This is a genomic window from Mesorhizobium sp. M0938 (assembly GCF_040319125.1).
Lineage (GTDB): Bacteria > Pseudomonadota > Alphaproteobacteria > Rhizobiales > Rhizobiaceae > Mesorhizobium > Mesorhizobium robiniae.
In genome coordinates this window covers 161,071-180,226 of sequence record NZ_JAMYNS010000016.1, presented here as the reverse complement: position 1 = coordinate 180,226, position 19,156 = coordinate 161,071, and the positions used below count along the sequence as shown (strand labels likewise).

Here is a 19,156-nt window from a genome sequence, read left to right as displayed (position 1 = left end):
GCCGTCCCGTCTCCCGGACCCCGTGCCGGCGCAGATCGTCAATCACCAAACTCAGCAGCGAGCGATGCTCATCGAGCCACTGCGATTGACTCGCGGCAAATCGCGATTCGTGAATGAATTTCAATGGCTTAGAGTTTGTGGACAGACACTAGATTAGCTGCGGGCGTGCGCTCCCCGCCGCCCAATGTCGTCTGGATCACTAATACAGCCCATACATGAGGTTGCTGCTCCCCTCGGCGGATGAGACCATCTGCCTTGTTTGTCGAAGACCTAAGGAGAGCAGCGATGGAATATTATGTTGGATTGCACGGTGCGCCGTGGCGGCGCGGGAGGTGAACAAGGAATAGCCAATCGCCTCGATCGGTCGCTCAAGGAAGGCCTTCACCTTGCCGTCGATCTCCTCGCAGAGCCGGCTCACCTGGCTTTTGGAGACGCCGCTCGGGCCCATCGCCTTGACCAGGTCGTCGACCGAGATGCCCTGCACGTAGGCCTCCTGGATGACCGCGGTGAGCGCCTTCTCGGCCATGCGTCACGGCTCCAGGAAGCTGGGGAAGTAGGAGCCCTTCCTCAGCTTTGGGATGCGCAGCTCGACCGTGCCGGCCCGCGTCTCCCAGTCCCGGTCGCGATAGCCGTTGCGCTGGACAAGCCGCAGCGGGTTCTTCTCGCCATAGGCGGCGCAGGTTCATCATGTCGTCGGTCATCGGTGGTCCTTCCGAAATGGGTTGGCGTCAACAACCAAACCCTACCGGAAAGCGCCGATGACCACCGACACGCCGCTCACTCGCTTGTATGGGGTGATCTTTGTCAACGTGATCTTTCAGTCGTTCCGTCTCCTTGTTCAGCCGTGGCGACCATTTGTTCCTGCTTTGGCTCCGGGGTCCATTGGGGCGCCGCGCGCAGTGACGGTCAAGGGTGGTCCTTTGGCCATCGCGAAGCGACTTGCCCTTGATGGTCACGAGCACGGCGGCAGCGTTACATTGAGCCGGCAGGTGCCCCTGTTTGTAGAGGTCTATAACTTGCAAACCGAGGGGAGCTCGCCATCAGGCGCCGTAAACGCGCCGCAAGCTTGTATGCGGTTGATCCGCGCGGATCAAAAACCATGATGCAGCCATACGCATCGGCGGCGAAGCTCCGGGCGGTGGGCCCATTCTACAGCGCGGCGTCGTAAGGCCATGTGAGCGACCGGGATCACCACCACCTCGGATCGTTATCGGCAGACGCTATTGCAGCTGCCAAACTTCAATGCTCGTCCTGTCGAACGCTCCTCCATGCTTTATACCGGACGCAGGGCTACTCCCGTCGGGATCTCGCCGGTCGTGACAAGTCGCCAGAACGCAATCAGTAGCTTGCGCGCCAAAGCCACGATCATTGTCTTGCGCGTACCGCCACGGCCATCGGCCGTTCTCGCGCAAAACCAGTGCGCCAGCGCGCTGTCCTTTTGGAATTGGAGGAACCGCCAAGCCAATAGGATCATGCCGTAGCGGACGCGAGCGTTGCCGGCCAGCGCAAGACCTTTCTCGCGCCTGCGTTGGCCGCTCTCATCCGGCGCCGCGGTAAGTCCGGCACAGCGAGCGACGGCTCTCCGATCACGCAGGCCGCGTGAGAGAATCTCATTCACCAGCATGTCCGCAGTCTCGATACCGACACCGATGATCCGCGAAAGAAGGCGAACCATTGCGAGCGGACCCTTCTCCGTGTCTGGAACCACCGAAAGCTGCCGCAATCGCTCCTGTTCGATCTCGTGGATTTGTTCACGCAACAGGTGAAGCCGTCCGAGATTACGGCGCAACTCTGCTCGGCTTTGTTCCGGTAGGGGCATACCTTCCGCCGTATGCAGAGCCTCCAGTTTCTCGGCAGCTTGCGCAGATTGGGTTTGAAGGCGCGAATGCCGAAGCGAGCGAGGATTGCCTTGATGCGATTGACGATCCGTGTACGTTCGCGGACGAGATTGTCTCGTTCACGGTTCGGACGGCGAGCCTCCTCCTCATTGATGGTTGGGATGGCTGCCATGCTGCAGTGGCGCTTCTCGCCCCGCAGCCAGCCAAGAAAGGCGCGCATCAGCAGTTCGGTATCGAGGCGATCGGTCTTGGCGCGCCGATGTTCGCGGGAAACCGCGACGCTCGATGGATGTATGACATAAGCCTCGACAGCGCGCGCCTGGAGCCAGCGCGCCAACCAAAAGCCGTCGCGTCCAGCCTCATAGGCGACAACGATGCGCCGGACTTCGCGCCCGGCTTGGATGGCTTCGCTGCGCCAGCGGCGCAACAGCCTGAGCACCGAATCCGGGTCGGCATCGAGCTTCTTGAGAGGACTACGTTCAAAGCCAGGGACCGTCGCAGCAATGAGCCACTTTGTCTGGCTCATCTCAATCACTGCGACCTACGTGCTGTCCTGATCAAGGGCGGTAAGGGATTTGCTTGCATCAAAGAATGGTGACATGGGGGCGCTCCTTAGGTAGCTGCTCAACAGCGCCGAGGGTGCCACACGCTCGCCGCCGCCCATAGCATCTACAGCGCTACTAAGGCGCGCTCGCGGGCGGCTTCGTAACCGCCGAGCTACACCACTCAGCGGGGCACGACCGGCTTTTATCTCTCCCGGTGCAGGATATAAAGGCCACTGCCAATGACGACGAGCGACCCGACCAAGGCCCACAGATCTGGTATATCACCCCAGATAAAAAAACTTAGCGCAACACCCCATATCATGCCCGTATACTCGAACGGCACAACAATTGATGGTGTCGCCATGCGATAGGCTTGGGCCAACATAAGAGTGCCGACGCCACCAAGGAGCCCGACCAGGACAAGAAGACCGCCGCCCGACCACCCCGGCGTGATCCAGACGAAAGGCATTTGAACGCCAGTTGCGGCTATGACGACAATGTTGGCGTAAAAGATCATCGCTACGTTGCTCTCGGTGCGACTGTAAAGGCGGACCAGCACCATCGACAGGGCGTACGCAACGGTAGCAACAAACGCTATGCCCCCCCGCCGAAAGCGCCATTCATGCCGGGTCGGATCATGATAAGGACGCCAGCAAAGCCCACAAGCACTGCCAGCCAGCGTCTTAAGCCCACACTTTCGTTCAGAATTGGGACCGACAAGGCAGTAATAAATATCGGCGCGGCAAAGCCGATAGCGTATGTGGCGCCCAACGGCATCACCGCCAGGGCCCAGCAAAAGCCGAACGTGCCCACTAGGCTGACAAGACCGCGCAGCAGATGCGCTCCAACCCTACGGGTTTTCAGCGACAAAAGTCCGGGCGGCCTCAATAGTATCGCCAACGTTGGAACAAGTCCTATCAGGGCGCGGAAAAACATGATCTGAGCGATCGAATAGTCGGTCGACAACCATTTGATCATAGCGTCCACGACGCAGAAGATGAACACACCGCGGGCATACAAAGCGATGCCTTGCGCTGGCGACTGCGTTGAGGGTACCAATCTGGGCACACCGTCCAGCGCCCTCATGGCTCAGGCAACCCGCTTGATTGCCGTCGGCCGATCCGACTGCTTCTTGGCCACCGAAACTCTCCTGGACCCCTGCGCCCGACATTTGCCGACAACGGTTCTACGTTGGCAGCCGGTCTTCTCGGATCGCGACAAGGATCGTAGCCTAGGGCCTCGTTTGCCGATGATAGATTGGTCTCAAAAGGGCATCTTTGAAACTGGCGGCGAGTCTGCGCACAGCGCGACCGCTGACGACTTTTGCATCCAAGGATGATCGGGGAGTTTCGTGCCTGCGAAGTATATTTCGTCACCATTGTATATCCTGGCTAAAATTCCCAGAACGGTCCCGGGTGAGCTGACCTTCTCTGAACTCCTGTCGTCTTGGTACGCAATACAATGCTTTCGACAGGCATTACCGACTGGCATCTTGTAGAGACGAACCAGCAACAAAAACAACTAGGAAGTGGAGAGACGGGGTTCGCTCTGCCGCTTACTCACAATCAGCCGGCGAGCCGAAAGCAATCGGACCAATCTCGTTGTGAGATATGTCTCTCCAATATTTTCCAGCATCAACAGCGATTCCGTTGCGAATTGCATCAATGCTCGGCGACGATCGCGCACTGGAACGCCGGCCTCCGCGCGGAGCTGACGTTGGATGAATTTGTCGCAACAAATTTGATAGATCGAAATACCGGCAGAGAGCCCCAACTATCGCATAAGACCGATTCCTTGGCGCACGTAATTCCGGCAATCTCAGGGGTGTAGGCAGCCGGAAACATCTGCCGATCAAAGTCATCGAGATTGGTTGTATCGAGTGGATTGCCTCAATAATCGCTCTTCTTGCCATTGGCTGTCGATCCCGAGTTGCATGCCGTCCCTCAGTCCGAAGCCTAAATCGACGTTCAGCCTTTTGACTCGCCTAATCTCCGACCTTGTCGTGAAGCTATCATCGTCGGCGATTTTCGGTTGTGAAGTTGCGTGAATTTACTGTAAACGGCGGTTAATGCGGCTTGGTGGATCTTGGGTGAAAGCGGTGGCGATGAAGAAAGCGCCGCTCACTTGATTTCGGCAGGTCTATCCATTCGACGACCTGTCCGGACAAGGACGCCCCAGTTCCGAGCCAGGAGGGCGGGCTGTTGATTTTCACTGAGAACTGACCCGGCATTTCCACCGAGATTTGACCCGCCTTTCATGTATGTTTCGGTTCGGGGTTGAGGGTCAAGGTTCTGGCTTTCTCCTTCGCTTTTTTAGGTTCGTGGGCAGAGCTGTTTTTGAATCGGAAGCTGTCGTTTCCGGTTTCCAGGATGTGGCAATGATGGGTCAGCCGGTCGAGTAGCGCGGTTGTCATCTTGGCATCGCCGAAGACACTGGCCCACTCGCTGAAGCTGAGGTTTGTGGTGATGATGACGCTGGTGCGTTCGTAGAGTTTGCTCAGCAGATGGAAGAGCAATGCTCCACCTGATGCGCTGAATGGCAGATAGCCAAGTTCGTCCAGGATCACGAGATCGGAATGCACGAGGCGATTGGCGATCTGGCCCGATCGTCCCTGTGCCTTCTCCTGCTCCAGCGCATTGACCAGCTCGACCGTCGAGAAGAAGCGAACCCGCTTGTGATGATGCTCGATGGCCTGCACGCCGAGGGCCGTGGCAATATGGGTTTTGCCTGTTCCGGGGCCGCCGACGAGCACAATGTTGTGGGCTTCATCGACGAACTCGCAACGATGAAGCTGCCGCACGAGCGCCTCGTTTATCTCGCTGCTGGCGAAGTCAAAGGCGTTGAGATCGCGATAGGCTGGAAAGCGTGCGGTCTTGAGCTGGTAGGCTGTGGACCTGACCTCGCGTTCCGCCGTCTCGGCCTTCAGCAGTTGCGACAGGATCGGAATGGCGGCCTCAAACGCTGGCGCTCCCTGTTCGGTGAGTTCGCCTACAGCTTGCGCCATGCCGTGCATCTTCAGGCTCCGGAGCATGATGACGATTGCGCCGCTGGCAGGGTTATGACGCATGCCGCACCTCCAGGGCCTTTCTCAAAGCATTTAGCGTTCGACATTGGCCTTCGGCTCGTTGGTCAACGTCAGGGCCCGAGGAGCATCGACGGTGGGTGGAGTGAGGGATTTGCCGTCGATCAGGCGATGGAGCAGATTCAACACATGGGTCTTGGTAGGAACACCGCCCTGCAATGCCATCTCCACGGCGCACAGCACGGCCTGCTCGTCGTGCTGAAGCACAAGTGCCAGAATGTCGACCATCTCGCGATCGCCGCCAGCCTTCTTGAGCAAATGCTGCTGCAAGGATCTGAATGCATCGGGAAGTTCGGCAAAGGGTGCTCCGTTGCGAAGGGCGCCTGGTTTGCGCTGTACGACAGCCAGATAGTGCCGCCAGTCATAGACCGTCTGCCCTGGCCGATCATGCGATCGATCGATGATGCGGCGATGCTCGCAGATGATCAAACCTTCCGCGGCAACCACGATACGATCTGGATAGACCCGTAGGCTCACGGGCCGGTTGGCAAAGGACGCCGGCACGCTGTAGCGGTTACGCTCCAGATGGATAAGGCAGGTCGGGGAGACCCGTTTGGTGTATTCGACAAACCCGTCGAAGAAACGGGACGCTGGCATGAGAGCCCGGGCTTCCTCAGCCCAGATATCGGCAATGGTGCCGCGCATTTTTCTATGCGAGGTCTTGTGCCAAAACTCCTTGCATCGAAGCTCCAGCCAGTCGTTCAGGGCTTCCAGTGATGGAAAGCGTGGAATGGGCTGCCAGAGCCGGTGACGCGCATCCTGCAGGTTCTTCTCGACCTGTCCCTTCTCCCAGCCGGACGCGGGATTGCAGAACTCGGGCTCGAAGAGATAGTGGCTGGCCATTGCCATGAAGCGGACATTGACGTCGCGCTCCTTGCCGCGGCCGACCTTATCGATCGCTGTCCGCATATTGTCGTAGATGCCGCGCCGAGGAACGCCGCCAAAGACACGGAAAGCGTGATTGTGCGCGTCAGACAGCATCTCATGCGTCTGCAGCAGATAGGCCCGAACGATGAAGGCGCGGCTGTAGCTTAGCTTTGTATGGGCCACCTGCAGTTTGGTGCGCTCATTGCCGATGATTGCCCAGTCCTCCGACCAATCGAACTGGAACGCTTCACCCGGATCGAATGCAAGCGGCACGAATGTCCCGCGCCCTGTCGTCTGTAATTCTCTTTGCAGATCCGCCTTCCACTCCCGAGCGAAAGCAGCAACACGACCGTATGAACCCTCATAGCCTAGGCTAAGCAGATCGGCATGAAGCTGCTTCATCGTGCGTTTCTGTTTGCGGTTCCTTTTGGCTTCCGTCGTCAGCCAGGCCGACAAACGGTCGGCAAAAGGGTCAAGCTTGCTCGGTCGCTCGGGAACCTTGAACTTTGGCTCAACACCGTCAGAACGCAGATATCTGCGAATAGTATTCCGGGACAGGCCGGTCCTGCGGCTGATCTCACGGATCGATAAATGCTCTCGAAAATGCCAGCGTCGGATCACGCTCAATAATGCCATGTCGATCACTCCGTAGCCCCCGCTGCAACACGCAGGGCAAGGTTCAAACATGGGTCAATTCTCGATGGAAATATCCTTCAATGCCGGGTCAGTTCTCAGTGGCAATCAACAGTCGAAAGCTACCGGCGCAGATCAGCCATGGAGGCCAAACGCCAGCGCGGCAGACCCGCCTCCTACGCGACAATCAAAAACACGCACGAGCTTGTCGCGGAGCGGCAATCAGAAACCGACGAGACTCTTGCCAGCGACAATCACCATGATAATTTGCCCGTGACCGCGACGTAAGAATCTCATCCAGATTGTCGCTCCCGTCTCATCCTGATCGTCGCGCTATAGCAACCACGTGTTCGAGTAGGAACCTCCGGATCCAGGAGCCAAGGAGCGTCTCGTCACGCATTGGGCATCTCCATGGCGTAATGCTCGAAGCGCGCGCTGGCCTCACACAGGTCCGGGGCTAGGGTTAGGTATCGCTGCGTGCCCGAGATGTTGACCAAGGTAGGTGGAGAGCTTGGGCAGAAGCCGTTGGACGTCGGCGCCTTGGCGATACCAGGAGAGGAGGCGGTGAACTGCAAAACTGTGCCGCTAATTCCGAAGCCGGAATTAGCGGCATGCCTTCGCGGTCCACCGCCTCACGATGTGGGCAGAGGAAGGCGTCGATATACACGCCAAGTTGCCCATGCTGTCAGCCTATCTGGGCCATCAGAACCTCCTTGGCACCGAGGTCTACCTGAAGGCGACACCACAACTGCTGGAGTTGGCCAGTACCCGGTTCGAACAGCATCTGCGATGCGCGCGCCAACCCCGATGAGCTATTACCGTCACTGGCTGGATTTGGCCCCTCGTCGAGCCGAGACGGGTTTGCGCGATCTCATTCAGAAGCTGGCTCTCGGCAACACACACTACGGCTACCGCCGGATTGGAGCCCTGCTTCGGCGCGAGGGGTGGCAAGTCAATCACAAATGCGTTCTGCGGCATGCGTGAAGACAATCTGTTGTGCCTGCTAGATGTAGCCTGGCCGACACTAGCACTCGTGTTTCCGAAGGATCAGAGACGGTTCTCAGCGCGTCCGCAATGCGAAAGTACCGGAAAGTGTCTTCAACAGTTCGTCTCGAGTGAGCCAAACTAGCCAGTCATCATGGCTTATCCCTAGGGCAGGCAAGCGCAGGATGGACCCGTACTCTCGATGCTGATATCCGTAGCGATCCGCTACACCTTTTTCGATGTTCCAGCCGGCAACTAGCGCGTAAATCAAATCTGGGGACCATTTAGCCCATGCGAGCCCCAATGCGAGGCGACCCACAAAGCTCGTGAGGTTGCGGCCTCGAAAGTCCTCCCGCAACCACACATCGCCATGATATGCTATCAGCCCCTTTATGGTGTCAGCCGTCGGCGCGGTGCAACTGCACGAGGAACTGGGCCCGGCTTTGAGGTCAGGGTCGTCAAAACAGCCTTTGAGCGATCTAAGATGCTCAGCAAGGCTGGTGTCGGATATATCGTCTAAACGCATTGCTTGCACATGCGCTATACTTCCTTCCCGATCCCGACCGACGATCCAAAATGCCTTTCCAGGTGAGAGAGCAGAACAGTCCGGACGAAAGTGTGGAGTGGTCGGCGGCTTTCCGGGCAGTCCGTTGGTGATTCGAACATACTCGTCAAAATTGTCGCCGGTCGCAATTCGAAGGCCGGACTTGCGCGCCAAGTCGTCTAGTTCCCAGATGCAATTTGACAGTTCCAGTATCGTGAGTTTATCGTTCATATCCGATATCCCCTCCGCTCAGAGGAATTAAGTAACATAAAAAGTCTGGTTTACTCGACGAAAGCAATGGTATCTGGATAATCGCTTATATTAGCATATCTGTGCGTTATCTCTTCGCCAACTTCTATGTCCTTCAGTGCTACGATGATTGCCCATGCGCCCGTATCTTCGTCGATCCATACTATTTGTGAATTAGGATTAGATGAATGATTTACTATCGAAATTAACCCGAAAACAACATACCCAGAGCATCTATTTTTTATAGACTTATGAGTCGGCCGAACGAAGTAGTACTCGAATATCCCTGTGCGCTCCAATAGCTTTTCATCTGAGCTGTTAAATCCCCATGTCGGAGCTCTTTCAATTACATCGCCGACTTTGAAGGGGATATTGGCAAATACGCCGCGGCCCTTTTGAGGAACATTCCTTACGTATATGCGGTTTCGCCGGTCACCGATTGCTACGGTCATCGCGGTTTTCCTTCTCTGTACTGCTCATTATGGGCCCCACAGGCACTAAGGTCCCGCGGTGCTTCCTCGCTAATGCGCTCGGCGAGTCCACATCGGCCAATCTAGGGTATCGGCAACACCGCTCTGCCTACCCAGTAACTGGACACCTCCCGCCGAGACCAATAGATAACTGGATGGGCAGTGCGCATTTCGGACCACTCCAGGCCTTCGTTTCAAGAAGTCATTTCTTTGCAGCGAAACTGGCTTCCCACGTGCGAGGCTTCAGCCGCTTGATTTCATAGGGGCCCCGAGCCTGCTCCGCCTGCGGGAAGCATGGATCCCGATTTTGTCCTCGCTTACTCTCGTCGCTCGGTTATGCGTTCATAGTATTAAAGATAATCCATTAAAGAATAACTTCTGGTCTTTTAGAAAGACTCGTTCATATTCCACCATTAGCAATGTAGTTATCCACCGCCGACACGAGTTTCCTTCAGGGTTTCCTTGTACGGCCATCTTCGGGAGCTCCGCGCCGCCTAAGCTATCACATCTCCTCGGTGCATCATGTTATGTTACGTGAAGTTCAGGTTACGTCATTTCCCGAAAACGTAATGCTGTAAACATAATTTGAAAGTTCAGCAGATGGACTGAGCTTTGGTGAGTAAACTCCGCACGTCGGTGGGCGGGGACGGCAAACGTCGCGCTCGATCGCGAATTGTTGACCTCGCGCGAGGATTGCCGCGCTACAAGGCGCCCGTCATCCGTGCCTGTTAGCCGATGGCGACGACAAGGCTGGAATCCTTTGTCAGGTCGAGATGGCTGGACGTCGTCAGCGGCGTGATGACACGCAGCGCTCGCGGCAGCACGATGAGCGCATGACCTAGCCACTGTGCAGACCGAGCGCCTTCGACGCCTCCCATTGGCTGCGGTCTACCGACTGGATGCCCGGCCCGCACGATCTCCGCAATGGCCGTCGAGAATTTCACCAGCAGACCGGTCAACAGGCGGCGAATTTCAGTGTCAGAAGATTGCAGCCGCCGCGGATGTTGAAACCAGCTAGTCTCTCGTGTTCCCTGTCAAGGCTGAAGGCGAGAGGGAACAACTGGTTGGCGCGAGTGTGCAAAGCAGTCGGATTGCTGGAACTGCACGGGGTCGGCGATGGAGCTCAGAGACGACGGTTGATCAGACTTTCATCCGCGGGTTGGATACCGCCTTCCGTGTCTTGGTCTCGGGGCTTTTCTCGGGTCAAAAGGGCGGGCGTCGGGCGGATGCGTTTGCGACTGGCCGACCGGCTGGCGGCTCCGATCCACGATCCGCGTCACCCCGCAGCGGGTGGGGCACGCCATGGCCGACATCCTGCGCGCCCGCATCTTTGCGATCGCCTGCGGCTACGAGGCCCCGAACATCTGCCGCGTGAGCGCGTGGTGATAGCCGCGCCGGCGAACTGCCCGTGTTGCGGTCCGGGCAGGCTGGCCAAGCTTGGCGAGGATGTTACCGATACGCTGGAGGTGATCCCGCGCCAGTGGAAGGTGATCCAGACCGTGCGCGAGAAGTTCTCTTGCCGCGAATGCGAGAAGATCTCGCAGCCGCCGGCGCCCTTCCATGTGAGGCCGCGCGGCTTTGCCGGGCCGAACCTTTTGGCGATGATCCTGTTCGAGAAGTTCGCCCAGCACCAGCCGCTGAACCGGCAGAGCGAGCGCTATGCCCGCGAAGGCATCGACCTCAGCTTTTCCACACTGGCCGACCAGGTTGACGCTTGTGCCGCGGCCTCGGCATAGGCTGCCGGGGTCTGGTAGCCAAGCGAGGAATGTGGCCTGGCGGTGTTGAAGTCCTCCCTCCATTCGGCGATGGCGCTGCGAGCGTGGTCGAGGCCGAAGAACAGGCTCTCGTTCAACAGCTCGTCGCGCATCCGGCCGTTGAAACTCTCGACATAACCGTTCTGCATCGGCTTGCCCGGCGCGATGTAGTGCCATTCGATCCTGTAATCCTTCGACCATGCAAGGATGGCGTTCGAGGTGAACTCGGTGCCATGGTCGGAGACGATCATGCCCGGCTTGCCGCGGTGGACGATCAGTTCCGTCAGTTCACGCGCCACCCGGCGGCCGGAGATCAAGGTGTCCGGGATCGCGGCCAGGCATTCGCGCGTCACGTCGTCGACGATGTTGAGCACGCGGAACCTCCGGCCGCAGGCGAACTGGTCATGCACGAAATCCAGCGACCAGCGCGCGTTCGGCCTTGCCTCGACTAGGATCGGCGCCCGCGTGCCGACCGCTCGCCGCCTTGCCCGGCGCTTGCGTACCGTCAGGCCCTCCTCGCGGTGGAGCCGATAGATACGGTTGATCCCAGATGCCTCGCCCTCGCGCCTGAGCAGAATGAACAGTCGCCGGTAGCCGAAGCGTCGGCGCTCGTTGGCGAGGTCGCGCAACCTGCCACGCAGTTCCGTCTCTGGCGGTCGCCTTGACCGGTAGCGGATCATCTTGCGATCGGCACCGACGAAGGAACAGGCCCGACGCTCCGATAGGCCCATGACGGCCTGCAGATGCGCGACGGCTTCGCGCTTGGCGGCGGGCCCTACCATTAATGGGATGGTCCGCCCCGTCCTCCCGCAGCATCATCTGGGCAGTCACACCAAAGGAGGTTGCAATGTCCCCACGCAATGCGCCGCGCCCTGCGGTAGTATATGGAGTCGATATCGGTAAGAACATCTTCCACGTCGTCGGCTTGGCGGCGAGCCCATCCAGCGAACTCGCTTCCGACGCGATACGCTGCTGCAGTTCGTTGAACGAACAGCGCCGGCGATCGTGGGGATGGAATCGTGCGCAGGATCGCAATGGATTGCCAGGAGACTGCATGCGCTGGGGCAAAGGTTCGCCTGATCCCGGCGCAGTTCGTGAAACCCTACGTGAAGTCGAACAAGAGCGACATCATCGATGCCGAAGCCATCGCCGAAGCCGCCACGCGACCGACAATGCGGTTCGCTGCGATCAAGAGCGAGGAGCAGGCCGACCTCCAGGCGCTGCATCGGGTGCGCGACCAGATGATCGGCACGCGAACTCGTCTAATCAACCAGATGCGAGCATTCTGCCTGGAATACGGCATTGCATTGAGACAAGGAGCGGGCCTGTTCAAGCTCGACCTGCCGCTGGTTCTCGACGATGCGGCAAACGACCTCTCGCCGGCGATGCGCAAACTGCTCACGGATCTGTTCGCAGACCTGCACCGGTTGGAGCAGCGCATAAGCGAAGTGACGAGGGAGATCACTGCGATTGCAGATCGAGAAGATGTTGCCCGCCGGCTCATGACGATCCCCGGAATCGGAGCACTGGGCGCCACCGCCCTTCTTGCGGCCGTCGGCAACGGACGCCAGTTCCAGAAGGCCCGCGATCTGGCCGCATGGCTGGGCCTTGTCCCACGGGAACACTCGACTGGCGGCAAGCAGAAGCTCCTTGGCATCAGCAAGCGCGGGAACCGTTACGTCCGCAAGCTCCTCGTTCATGGCGCGCGCTCCTGCTTCCGACATCTGGATCGAACCCGGGATCGCCTTGGAAGCTGGCTCAATGGGCTGCAGAGCCGGATGCACCCGAACAAGGCCGTTGTCGCCCTCGCCGCCAAGATGGCGCGCATTGTCTGGGTTGTCCTGACCAAGCCGGGAGCGCTCTACGAACGCAGGGATCCTGCATTCGCCTGACCCTCTCGGCTCGATTGCAAGGCTCGGGAATAGCGATGACGAAACAGTGGATCAGCACGCCGTAAGCCCTGTGCAAAAAAGCGGGCTTCGTGCCCGAACCATTTATTGGGAACGGCGTGCGCGGATCTCATCATGGCCTGGCTGCAACAGCAGTCCACTCGCGAGAGGCCGGATACATTTATGCAACTGGAATCGTCATCGGCGATGTCGCGAACCCTTGCACAGACGGGGCGGACCATACATTTTTTGACAGAAGCTCGCGCAATGCCGAGGCTTCGAGCATCTGGTCGGCGAGCAGCTTCTTCAGCTTGGCGTTCTCGTCTTCCAGAGCTTTCAGCCGCTTGGCGTCAGAGACGTCCATGCCGCCATACTTGGCCTTCCAGTTATACAGCGTCGCCTCCGAGACCCCGTGCTTGCGGGCAAGATCGCCCGCCTTCGCACCCGCCTCATGCTCGCGCAGAACCGCGATGATCTGCTCTTCGTTGAACCGCTTTCTCATCAGTCCGTCCTTCAATCAAGGGTCGGACTCTAATCTCTGATGGAGGAAAATCTCAGTGGCAGGTCAGCCACTCCAGAATTCTCACCGAAACCCAGCCCAAATTTATAACTCTCCCGATATCCGTCTACAAAAGATTATAATATTTGCATAATAAAACTGATAGCGATTTTCTGACTTCCTTAGAGAATCTTGGTGTAATAAAACCTTCCGAATGAACTCTATCAACTTCGCGTTGGGCGGCAATCGACCGCCTCCTCCCTCGGTTTTCCGGTTGGCCGCCGAACGACCTTTGGGCGCATCGACGGCACGGGCAGGACGGCGCAATCGCAATCTGTCGAGCGTCAGCCGTTGCGGAAGGTATAGCTGTAGCCGTTGATCGCCGGCGCGCCGCCAAGATGTGCGTAAAGGATCCTCGACCCCCCTGGAAAGAAGCCTTTCTGGACGAGGTCGATCATCGCTTGCATCGATTTGCCCTCATAGACGGGATCAGTAATTATGCCGTCGAGCCGCGCGCACAGGCGGATGGCCTCCTTGGTTTCCTCGGACGGAATGCCATAACACGGGTACGCATACTCCTCGAACAGCACCACGTCGTCTTCGACGATTTCCGTTTCGAGATCGACGAGCTTCGCTGTCTGTTGGGCAATGTCTAGCACCTGCGCCTTGGTTTGGGCGGGGGTGGCGGAGGCATCGATACCGATCACGCTGCGCTGTCGACCGTCCTCGGCGAACCCGACGAGCATGCCGGCATGCGTTGACCCTGTGACCGTGCAAACGACGATGTAGTCGAAGGCAAACCCAAGCTGTTTCTCCTGGGCGCGCACCTCTTCCGCGACCCCACATAGCCGAGGCCGCCCTTTTCGTGAACAGACGCCCCGGCTGCTATCGCATAGGGTGTGCCGCCCCCTTGCCTTGACCTCATAGAGCGCTTTTTCCCAACTGCGGCGGATACCGATGTCAAAGCCCTCGTCGACCAGGCGCACCTCTGCTCCCATGATGCGGCTTAAAAGAATGTTGCCGACCCGGTCGTAGACGGCATCGTCATGCGGCACCCAGCTCTCCTGAACCAGGAGGCATTTCATACCGATCTTGGCGGCGACCGCGGCGACCATCCGCGTGTGGTTGGACTGCACGCCACCGATAGAGACAAGCGTATCGGCATTTGACGCGATTGCGTCGGGTATGATGTATTCGAGCTTGCGCAGTTTGTTTCCGCCAAACGCGAGACCGGAGTTGCAGTCCTCGCGTTTGGCGTAGATTTCCACCTTGCCGCCTAGATGCTTGCCGAGGCGGTCGAGCCTCTCGATGGGCGTTGGTCCAAAGGTGAGCGGATAGCGTTCGAACTTTTGCAGCATGTTCTCTCGAGCGATGCGTGATCGAGCTGAAACTAGCTTTTCTCAAGCCGTTATAAGGAGCGTGTTTGGTTTGAGGTCCGCTCGCTCTCCGATGTTCCAGAAAAAGATCCATCATTGCGTCTCATTCGCCAGCGAGACCAAGCACCCGCATAGTGGAGTGCTGCGACAAGCTACTATGCTTATGGACTCGAAGAACGGCATTTCACAGATTAAATAGAATGACCGGATTGCGGCCGCCGCCGACCTATCAGCCCTGTATTCCTTGCAAGATCCGCTCGATGCTCATGGTTGATTCAAAGTATCCTGAGCACAGATCTTTCATGGCGCCTCAGGGCAGCAGCAGCGATTTGGCTAGCATTTGATGGAGTAAATCTGCAGATTCATTCGTCACCTCATCATGATTTGGCGGCTGGGACCCAACTTCCTTGCAAATGCCGAAATGCTCAGCCATTCGGCCATTTCTGCTAGCGCAGCCGGACCGCCAGATCAGAAAGACCACGCTCGCGAAATAGCAGACCTGGAGGAGCAGCCAACAAGCCAGCATCATGACGACTACTGTGCCGATGGAATGAGAAGCGAAGTAGACAGTCGGTGCGGTGCTGCACAGCACCAGCCCCAACACGCGACAAAAATCTCTAAAGGGCAACGCCGTTCTCCTGGTTTTGTCTCCTCAGATCATGCTGCGACCTGGTCGGCCGCAACATGGGTCTGGCAGTTCTTCGGGCAGACGCGGCCGCAGGCTCCGCAGCCAATGCAGCGGCCGGCATGGTCGACGACCATGATCATGCGATTGAGCTCGCCGTCGAAATCGTCGTCTTCGCCGTCGCATGCGCCGAGGATTTCCCCCGCGTCATCGACGCCGTAAAGATGCATGACCTCGCGAGAGCAGACTTTGAAACAGCGGCCGCAGCCGATGCAGGTCGTGCCGTCTATAGCGGTGAGATATTCCGGCATCCATCCGGAGCCGTCGCGGGTGGTGAATGTGCTCCTCATCGTAACTTCTTCATTGCAGCGAGCTCTCTCTTGGCACCTTCCAACTCGGCAAAAACGGCCGACGTTTCCTCCGCAACTTCCTCTATCTCCGTCCATTTTCCCGGGAGATCCTCTGCAAGGTCGCGCAATTTCATCTTGGCAACTGCCGCGCGCAGCTGAAGCTTTCGGACTTTCTTCCCCATCTCATCTAGCTTTGACATAACCCTTCCTCGAAAATCGGTTTCATCACGCCCGCGCCAGGTCCCGATAGGCTTCAGTGGCTGAGGTCGCATCGTCGACCAGTTTCGTACCGGCCTCCGCGAGTTGCCGGAGCGTGTCGAAGCCGAACCGATGACCGATAAAGGCGATCTGGCCGTCTCGGTCGACCACGAACGAGGTCGGAAGCCCGGCGGAAAAGCTGGATTTCATCCAAAGCTTGTTCATTTCGCCTGTGTAGTCGAACGCGATCCGATAGTTCAGATTCGAGCACTTTTCGGTCAACCAAGCGTTTAACTTGGTGCGAGCCTCAACGGCCGTTGGAGCGTCTTCATTAGCCGCGATTGCGACGACCTCAAGTCCGCTCTCCCTGTATTTCGCCTGCAGCCGCATCAAATGGAGCATCTCCGCCACACCTGGTCGGCACCAAGTTGCCCAAAATTCGACGATATAGACTTTGCCGGGCTGAAAGTTCGCAAGGGGCTCGCCACGCAGCCAGTCCTCCACTTTGATCGAAGGCTGGTGACCCCATCCGCAATACCATTTTGCTCTCCAAAGCTGTTGCCAAAGGTTGCGTGACCTTATGCGCAAGTTTGTTCCCCCTTGCACGAGGGTTCAAAGAAGGGAGAGCATCGCTCGTCTTGCGCATCTGCGTGCAGTCAGCTTTCACTCAGTGTTGCTGAATCTCAATTCGCAAAGGCCGTGCCAACGCGCTCGGTGCGCACTAAGCGCGTGATTTGGGTTTGAAAAACCTCCATGTGCCAAGATGGCCGGTGTATTGAAGCCGACATGTTTTCTACCGCTGTCAGGTTTTGGACGACCGCTTCGCGTCGCCAGAAAAGCCTAGCCACGGACGACCCCAACAATTCGGGCCGAGGGACGAGGCCGATGGACATCATGACTGCGTTGGCTATCGTCAGGCCCGTCACCATCGTCCACTTCACGCCACCGGCTTGAGCGTCTTGCCGTTCCGGTCCGGAGGCGGTAGCGGATCTCGCCATTTGCGATTGCAGGGAGGCGCTCGATCCCGACCGAGCAGCGCCGCCTGCGCCCTGCCCTCTTGCGCGTTGCGATTGAATTCCTGGCTGGCGACATGGGAGTTTTCCACGATGAAGCCGGTCCAGCTGCTCGCCAATACCGCCATCGTCAGATTGACGATGATGATCGTGGCGAAAAGGCCAGGATGAGTGCCGGCATGTGCCAGACGGTGAACTCTCCGGGATTCCTGCTTTGTGTCGTTATCTTCTGTGTCCCTTTGCTCAGGCGCTACAGGGACCGCCTGTTGCGAATATGAGCATTCTCGGAATTGACCAGCCCCAAAGGCCGCTCGGTCGCCGGCCGGTCGGGCCGGACCGACTGAAAACGCTGAAGATGCGGCCGTCGTCACCACTAACCCGCCTTTCCAGACCATGACAACGGGATCGACGCCATCGATTCCCGCCGACTCCGGCAGAGCACGACCGTCCAGACTTGAAGTTGAGGGCCTTGGCCACGGCACGGTCATCGCGTTGTTCAGCTCTCAGCCAGTAGTGAGGAGATCGTGGCGCCCATGCGATGCCGCGACGAATCCGAACTCGGCCTGCCGCGCTGAAACGACGCTCTTTCTCGACCTGACGCCGACCTGCGAAGCCCCGGTTTTGACTGCATTGAGGAGCGCCTGTACCTCTGCCGGCCGTTGGTCTCCACGTTACGGATCATCTCGAGCAGAACCCGGAGAGCGCGCTGGAGACGTCCGGGATGTTCTTGGCGAGGGCGCGTGCAGATTGGCTCCGAGGAGCTTAGCGAAATGTGCGCGTTTGCCGCGGCCTTTCTCCGACTTGGCATCAGGGTAGGTGACCCAGGGGAGTAGAGCTTCGAACAGAATCGGTGCTGCTTCTGCCGGCGCGTTTCGAAGCCGCAAGACTTGCCCTCAGCACGGCGAAAATGCGGAGTGGCACCACATCGGTTATCTATTCAGCCGTCCGGCCACTCGAGCGAGTAGCCGGCCGACCTGACGGTACGAATGACGCTGGAGGGGGAGGCCGCCTTCAGCGCCCTTCTGAGCCGGCTGATATGGACATCCACGGTGCGTACACCGACATGGATATTGGCCGGCCAGGCCGCGCTGATCAGCTCGTCTCTGGTGAAGACCTTGCCGGGAGTCTCAAGCAAAAGCCTCAGCAGGTTGAACTCGATCGGCCCAAGGTGGACTTCGTGGCCATTACCCCGAACGCGGTGGGCATCGAGCCTTATCTCAAGGTCGCCACAGGAGATCCAGCCGCCGTTTTCAATCCCGTTCGAACCGGGCTTTGGCAGCGCCAGCTTCACCCGTAGACAGTCAAGCAGCTTGGCCGGCGCGAACGGCCGCACAAAGCTCTCGTCAATACCAGCCTTCAAGAGATCGAGGTGCTGGTTCTCGGCGCCGGGCGCGATCAGCGCAATTACGGGCAGGCCGCCGGTCCGGGGCTCCCCCTTGAACCGGGCGCAGATTGTGGAGCCTGTCGCGCTTGCCGGCCCGCAGTCCAGCACTACCGCCTGGAGCTCCCGTTCATCGGCCAATGCAAGTGCTTCCTTCACGCCGCCTGCCGGCTCACTCGTGAAGCCGTCCACTCCCAGAATGTGGCTGAGGAACAGATACAACTCAGCATCTTGCGAACAGATCAGGACCAGTGGCTTCATCAGCGCTACCCCAAGAACCACATCGGCCTCGACCGCCTCCATTGAGAGGGCTGGCCATCGCATGTCCTCAAGGCCTGACATGATCCCCTTGATCGAAAATCGGTTCCATCACGCCCGCGCCACCTCGGGATAAGCCTCAATGGCTGCGGTGGCATCGCCGGCCAGTTGGGTACCGGCCGCGGCGAGTTTCCAGAACGTCTCGAAGCCGAACCGATGGACGTCGCGCATGGTCTTGGACAGAACGACCAGTCGCCCGGCCGTGAAGAGCACGCGCCCGAAGCCCTCGTGGCTTATCTCCATCATCGGCGATGCCATCAGGCCGGAGCGTTCCTCAATCGCAAGCCCGACGGCGGTGTAGAACTTATCGAGCCTCCACAGCACGTCCGGATCGGGATCGCCGATGATTGGAATTGCACGGCGCTGTTCCCTGGTGATGATGAAGTCGCCCAGCAGCTCGGCGTCCGATTTGCCTTCCCATGACCCGTGGGAATCATTGGCACGGATCAGCCGCACGAGGCATTTGACGAACGGGGTGGCAAGGGCCGCCTCGTCCTCGGTGGCGGCAGGGCTAACAGCGGCTTCAAACATTTCGCCCACT

The 19,156-nt window shown here is 58.5% G+C and carries 14 protein-coding genes and 11 pseudogenes; 6 read left to right on the top strand and 19 right to left on the bottom strand.

Translation table 11 applies throughout. The annotated features are described in order from the left end of the window. Positions 1–355: 355 nt before the first annotated feature. A pseudogene (locus NKH73_RS25290) lies at positions 356–682 on the bottom strand (transposase); the annotation flags it as partial. 76 nt (positions 683–758) lie between these two features. On the opposite strand from NKH73_RS25290, the gene NKH73_RS25285 reads away from it, so the two are divergent. Next, positions 759–1,103, top strand: coding sequence for a hypothetical protein (locus NKH73_RS25285; protein WP_352937050.1), 345 nt, complete (start codon positions 759–761; stop codon positions 1,101–1,103). Between the two features lie 170 nt (positions 1,104–1,273). On the opposite strand, the pseudogene NKH73_RS32610 reads toward NKH73_RS25285, so the two are convergent. From NKH73_RS32610 to istA, 5 genes and pseudogenes are all read right to left on the bottom strand, one after another. After that, positions 1,274–2,439: pseudogene (locus NKH73_RS32610) on the bottom strand (IS110 family RNA-guided transposase). Positions 2,440–2,585: 146 nt separating this feature from the next. After that, positions 2,586–2,981, bottom strand: coding sequence for an EamA family transporter (locus NKH73_RS25270; RefSeq protein ID WP_502894164.1), 396 nt, complete (start codon positions 2,979–2,981; stop codon positions 2,586–2,588). Further along, on the bottom strand, positions 2,978–3,469 hold the full coding sequence (locus NKH73_RS25265; protein ID WP_352937046.1) for a DMT family transporter: 492 nt from the start codon (positions 3,467–3,469) through the stop codon (positions 2,978–2,980). Before NKH73_RS25265 ends, NKH73_RS25270 begins: the two co-directional genes overlap by 4 nt. Positions 3,470–4,637: 1,168 nt before the next feature. Next, complete coding sequence (gene istB / locus NKH73_RS25260; protein WP_352605006.1) at positions 4,638–5,450, bottom strand: IS21-like element helper ATPase IstB; 813 nt, start codon at positions 5,448–5,450, stop codon at positions 4,638–4,640. Then, positions 5,440–6,968 (bottom strand): annotated as a pseudogene (gene istA / locus NKH73_RS25255) (IS21 family transposase). Before istA ends, istB begins: the two are co-directional and overlap by 11 nt. 99 nt (positions 6,969–7,067) lie before the next feature. Between istA and NKH73_RS32605 the strand changes: the two are divergent. Together NKH73_RS32605 and NKH73_RS25250 are read left to right on the top strand one after the other, a co-directional pair. Beyond that, positions 7,068–7,253, top strand: a pseudogene (locus NKH73_RS32605) (hypothetical protein); the annotation flags it as partial. A gap of 573 nt (positions 7,254–7,826) precedes the next feature. Continuing rightward, positions 7,827–7,940 (top strand): annotated as a pseudogene (locus NKH73_RS25250) (IS3 family transposase); the annotation flags it as partial. 85 nt (positions 7,941–8,025) lie between these two features. On the opposite strand, the gene NKH73_RS25245 reads toward NKH73_RS25250, so the two are convergent. The 3 genes from NKH73_RS25245 to NKH73_RS25235 form a co-directional block, all read right to left on the bottom strand. After that, positions 8,026–8,724 carry a hypothetical protein gene (locus NKH73_RS25245; RefSeq protein WP_352937045.1) on the bottom strand — a complete coding sequence of 233 codons (699 nt, stop codon included), beginning with the start codon at positions 8,722–8,724 and terminating at the stop codon, positions 8,026–8,028. Between the two features lie 50 nt (positions 8,725–8,774). Next, the gene (locus tag NKH73_RS25240; protein WP_352937044.1) at positions 8,775–9,194 is read right to left on the bottom strand and encodes an SET domain-containing protein-lysine N-methyltransferase; all 420 of its coding nucleotides are present in this window, start codon (positions 9,192–9,194) and stop codon (positions 8,775–8,777) included. A 746-nt stretch (positions 9,195–9,940) separates the two neighbouring features. Continuing rightward, positions 9,941–10,171 (bottom strand): hypothetical protein, encoded by a 231-nt coding sequence (locus NKH73_RS25235; RefSeq protein WP_352937063.1) that lies wholly within the window; start codon positions 10,169–10,171, stop codon positions 9,941–9,943. 270 nt (positions 10,172–10,441) lie between these two features. Between NKH73_RS25235 and NKH73_RS32600 the strand changes: the two are divergent. Both NKH73_RS32600 and NKH73_RS25230 read left to right on the top strand, forming a co-directional pair. Then, a pseudogene (locus NKH73_RS32600) lies at positions 10,442–10,574 on the top strand (transposase); the annotation flags it as partial. Next, positions 10,568–10,936 (top strand): annotated as a pseudogene (locus NKH73_RS25230) (IS66 family transposase zinc-finger binding domain-containing protein); the annotation flags it as partial. The pseudogenes NKH73_RS32600 and NKH73_RS25230, both read left to right, overlap by 7 nt. Here the strand turns inward: NKH73_RS25230 and NKH73_RS25225 are convergent. Continuing rightward, positions 10,870–11,748: pseudogene (locus tag NKH73_RS25225) on the bottom strand (IS3 family transposase); the annotation flags it as partial. The pseudogenes NKH73_RS25230 and NKH73_RS25225 overlap by 67 nt on opposite strands. A gap of 65 nt (positions 11,749–11,813) precedes the next feature. On the opposite strand from NKH73_RS25225, the pseudogene NKH73_RS25220 reads away from it, so the two are divergent. Further along, a pseudogene (locus tag NKH73_RS25220) lies at positions 11,814–12,858 on the top strand (IS110 family RNA-guided transposase). Between the two features lie 238 nt (positions 12,859–13,096). Here NKH73_RS25220 and NKH73_RS25215 read toward each other — a convergent pair. The 9 genes and pseudogenes from NKH73_RS25215 to NKH73_RS25175 form a co-directional block, all read right to left on the bottom strand. Beyond that, positions 13,097–13,360, bottom strand: a pseudogene (locus NKH73_RS25215) (transposase); the annotation flags it as partial. Positions 13,361–13,698: 338 nt separating this feature from the next. After that, on the bottom strand, positions 13,699–14,712 hold the full coding sequence (locus NKH73_RS25210) for a 1-aminocyclopropane-1-carboxylate deaminase (protein ID WP_352937043.1): 1,014 nt from the start codon (positions 14,710–14,712) through the stop codon (positions 13,699–13,701). A gap of 328 nt (positions 14,713–15,040) precedes the next feature. Further along, positions 15,041–15,322, bottom strand: coding sequence for an exopolysaccharide production repressor protein (locus NKH73_RS25205; RefSeq protein ID WP_352937061.1), 282 nt, complete (start codon positions 15,320–15,322; stop codon positions 15,041–15,043). A gap of 65 nt (positions 15,323–15,387) precedes the next feature. Next, the gene (gene fdxB, locus NKH73_RS25200; protein ID WP_352923434.1) at positions 15,388–15,705 is read right to left on the bottom strand and encodes a ferredoxin III, nif-specific; all 318 of its coding nucleotides are present in this window, start codon (positions 15,703–15,705) and stop codon (positions 15,388–15,390) included. Continuing rightward, positions 15,702–15,905: a CCE_0567 family metalloprotein gene (locus tag NKH73_RS25195; protein WP_352937042.1), complete on the bottom strand. Its 204-nt coding sequence runs from the start codon at positions 15,903–15,905 to the stop codon at positions 15,702–15,704. Before NKH73_RS25195 ends, fdxB begins: the two co-directional genes overlap by 4 nt. Positions 15,906–15,930: 25 nt before the next feature. Continuing rightward, the gene (locus NKH73_RS25190; protein WP_502894163.1) at positions 15,931–16,407 is read right to left on the bottom strand and encodes a TlpA disulfide reductase family protein; all 477 of its coding nucleotides are present in this window, start codon (positions 16,405–16,407) and stop codon (positions 15,931–15,933) included. A 529-nt stretch (positions 16,408–16,936) separates the two neighbouring features. Continuing rightward, a pseudogene (locus NKH73_RS32595) lies at positions 16,937–17,097 on the bottom strand (FixH family protein); the annotation flags it as partial. A gap of 756 nt (positions 17,098–17,853) precedes the next feature. Next, positions 17,854–18,639, bottom strand: a complete 786-nt coding sequence (locus tag NKH73_RS25180; RefSeq protein WP_352937040.1) for a response regulator transcription factor — start codon at positions 18,637–18,639, stop codon at positions 17,854–17,856. A 27-nt stretch (positions 18,640–18,666) separates the two neighbouring features. Beyond that, positions 18,667–19,146, bottom strand: coding sequence for a NifX-associated nitrogen fixation protein (locus NKH73_RS25175; RefSeq protein WP_352937039.1), 480 nt, complete (start codon positions 19,144–19,146; stop codon positions 18,667–18,669). Positions 19,147–19,156: the final 10 nt, after the last annotated feature.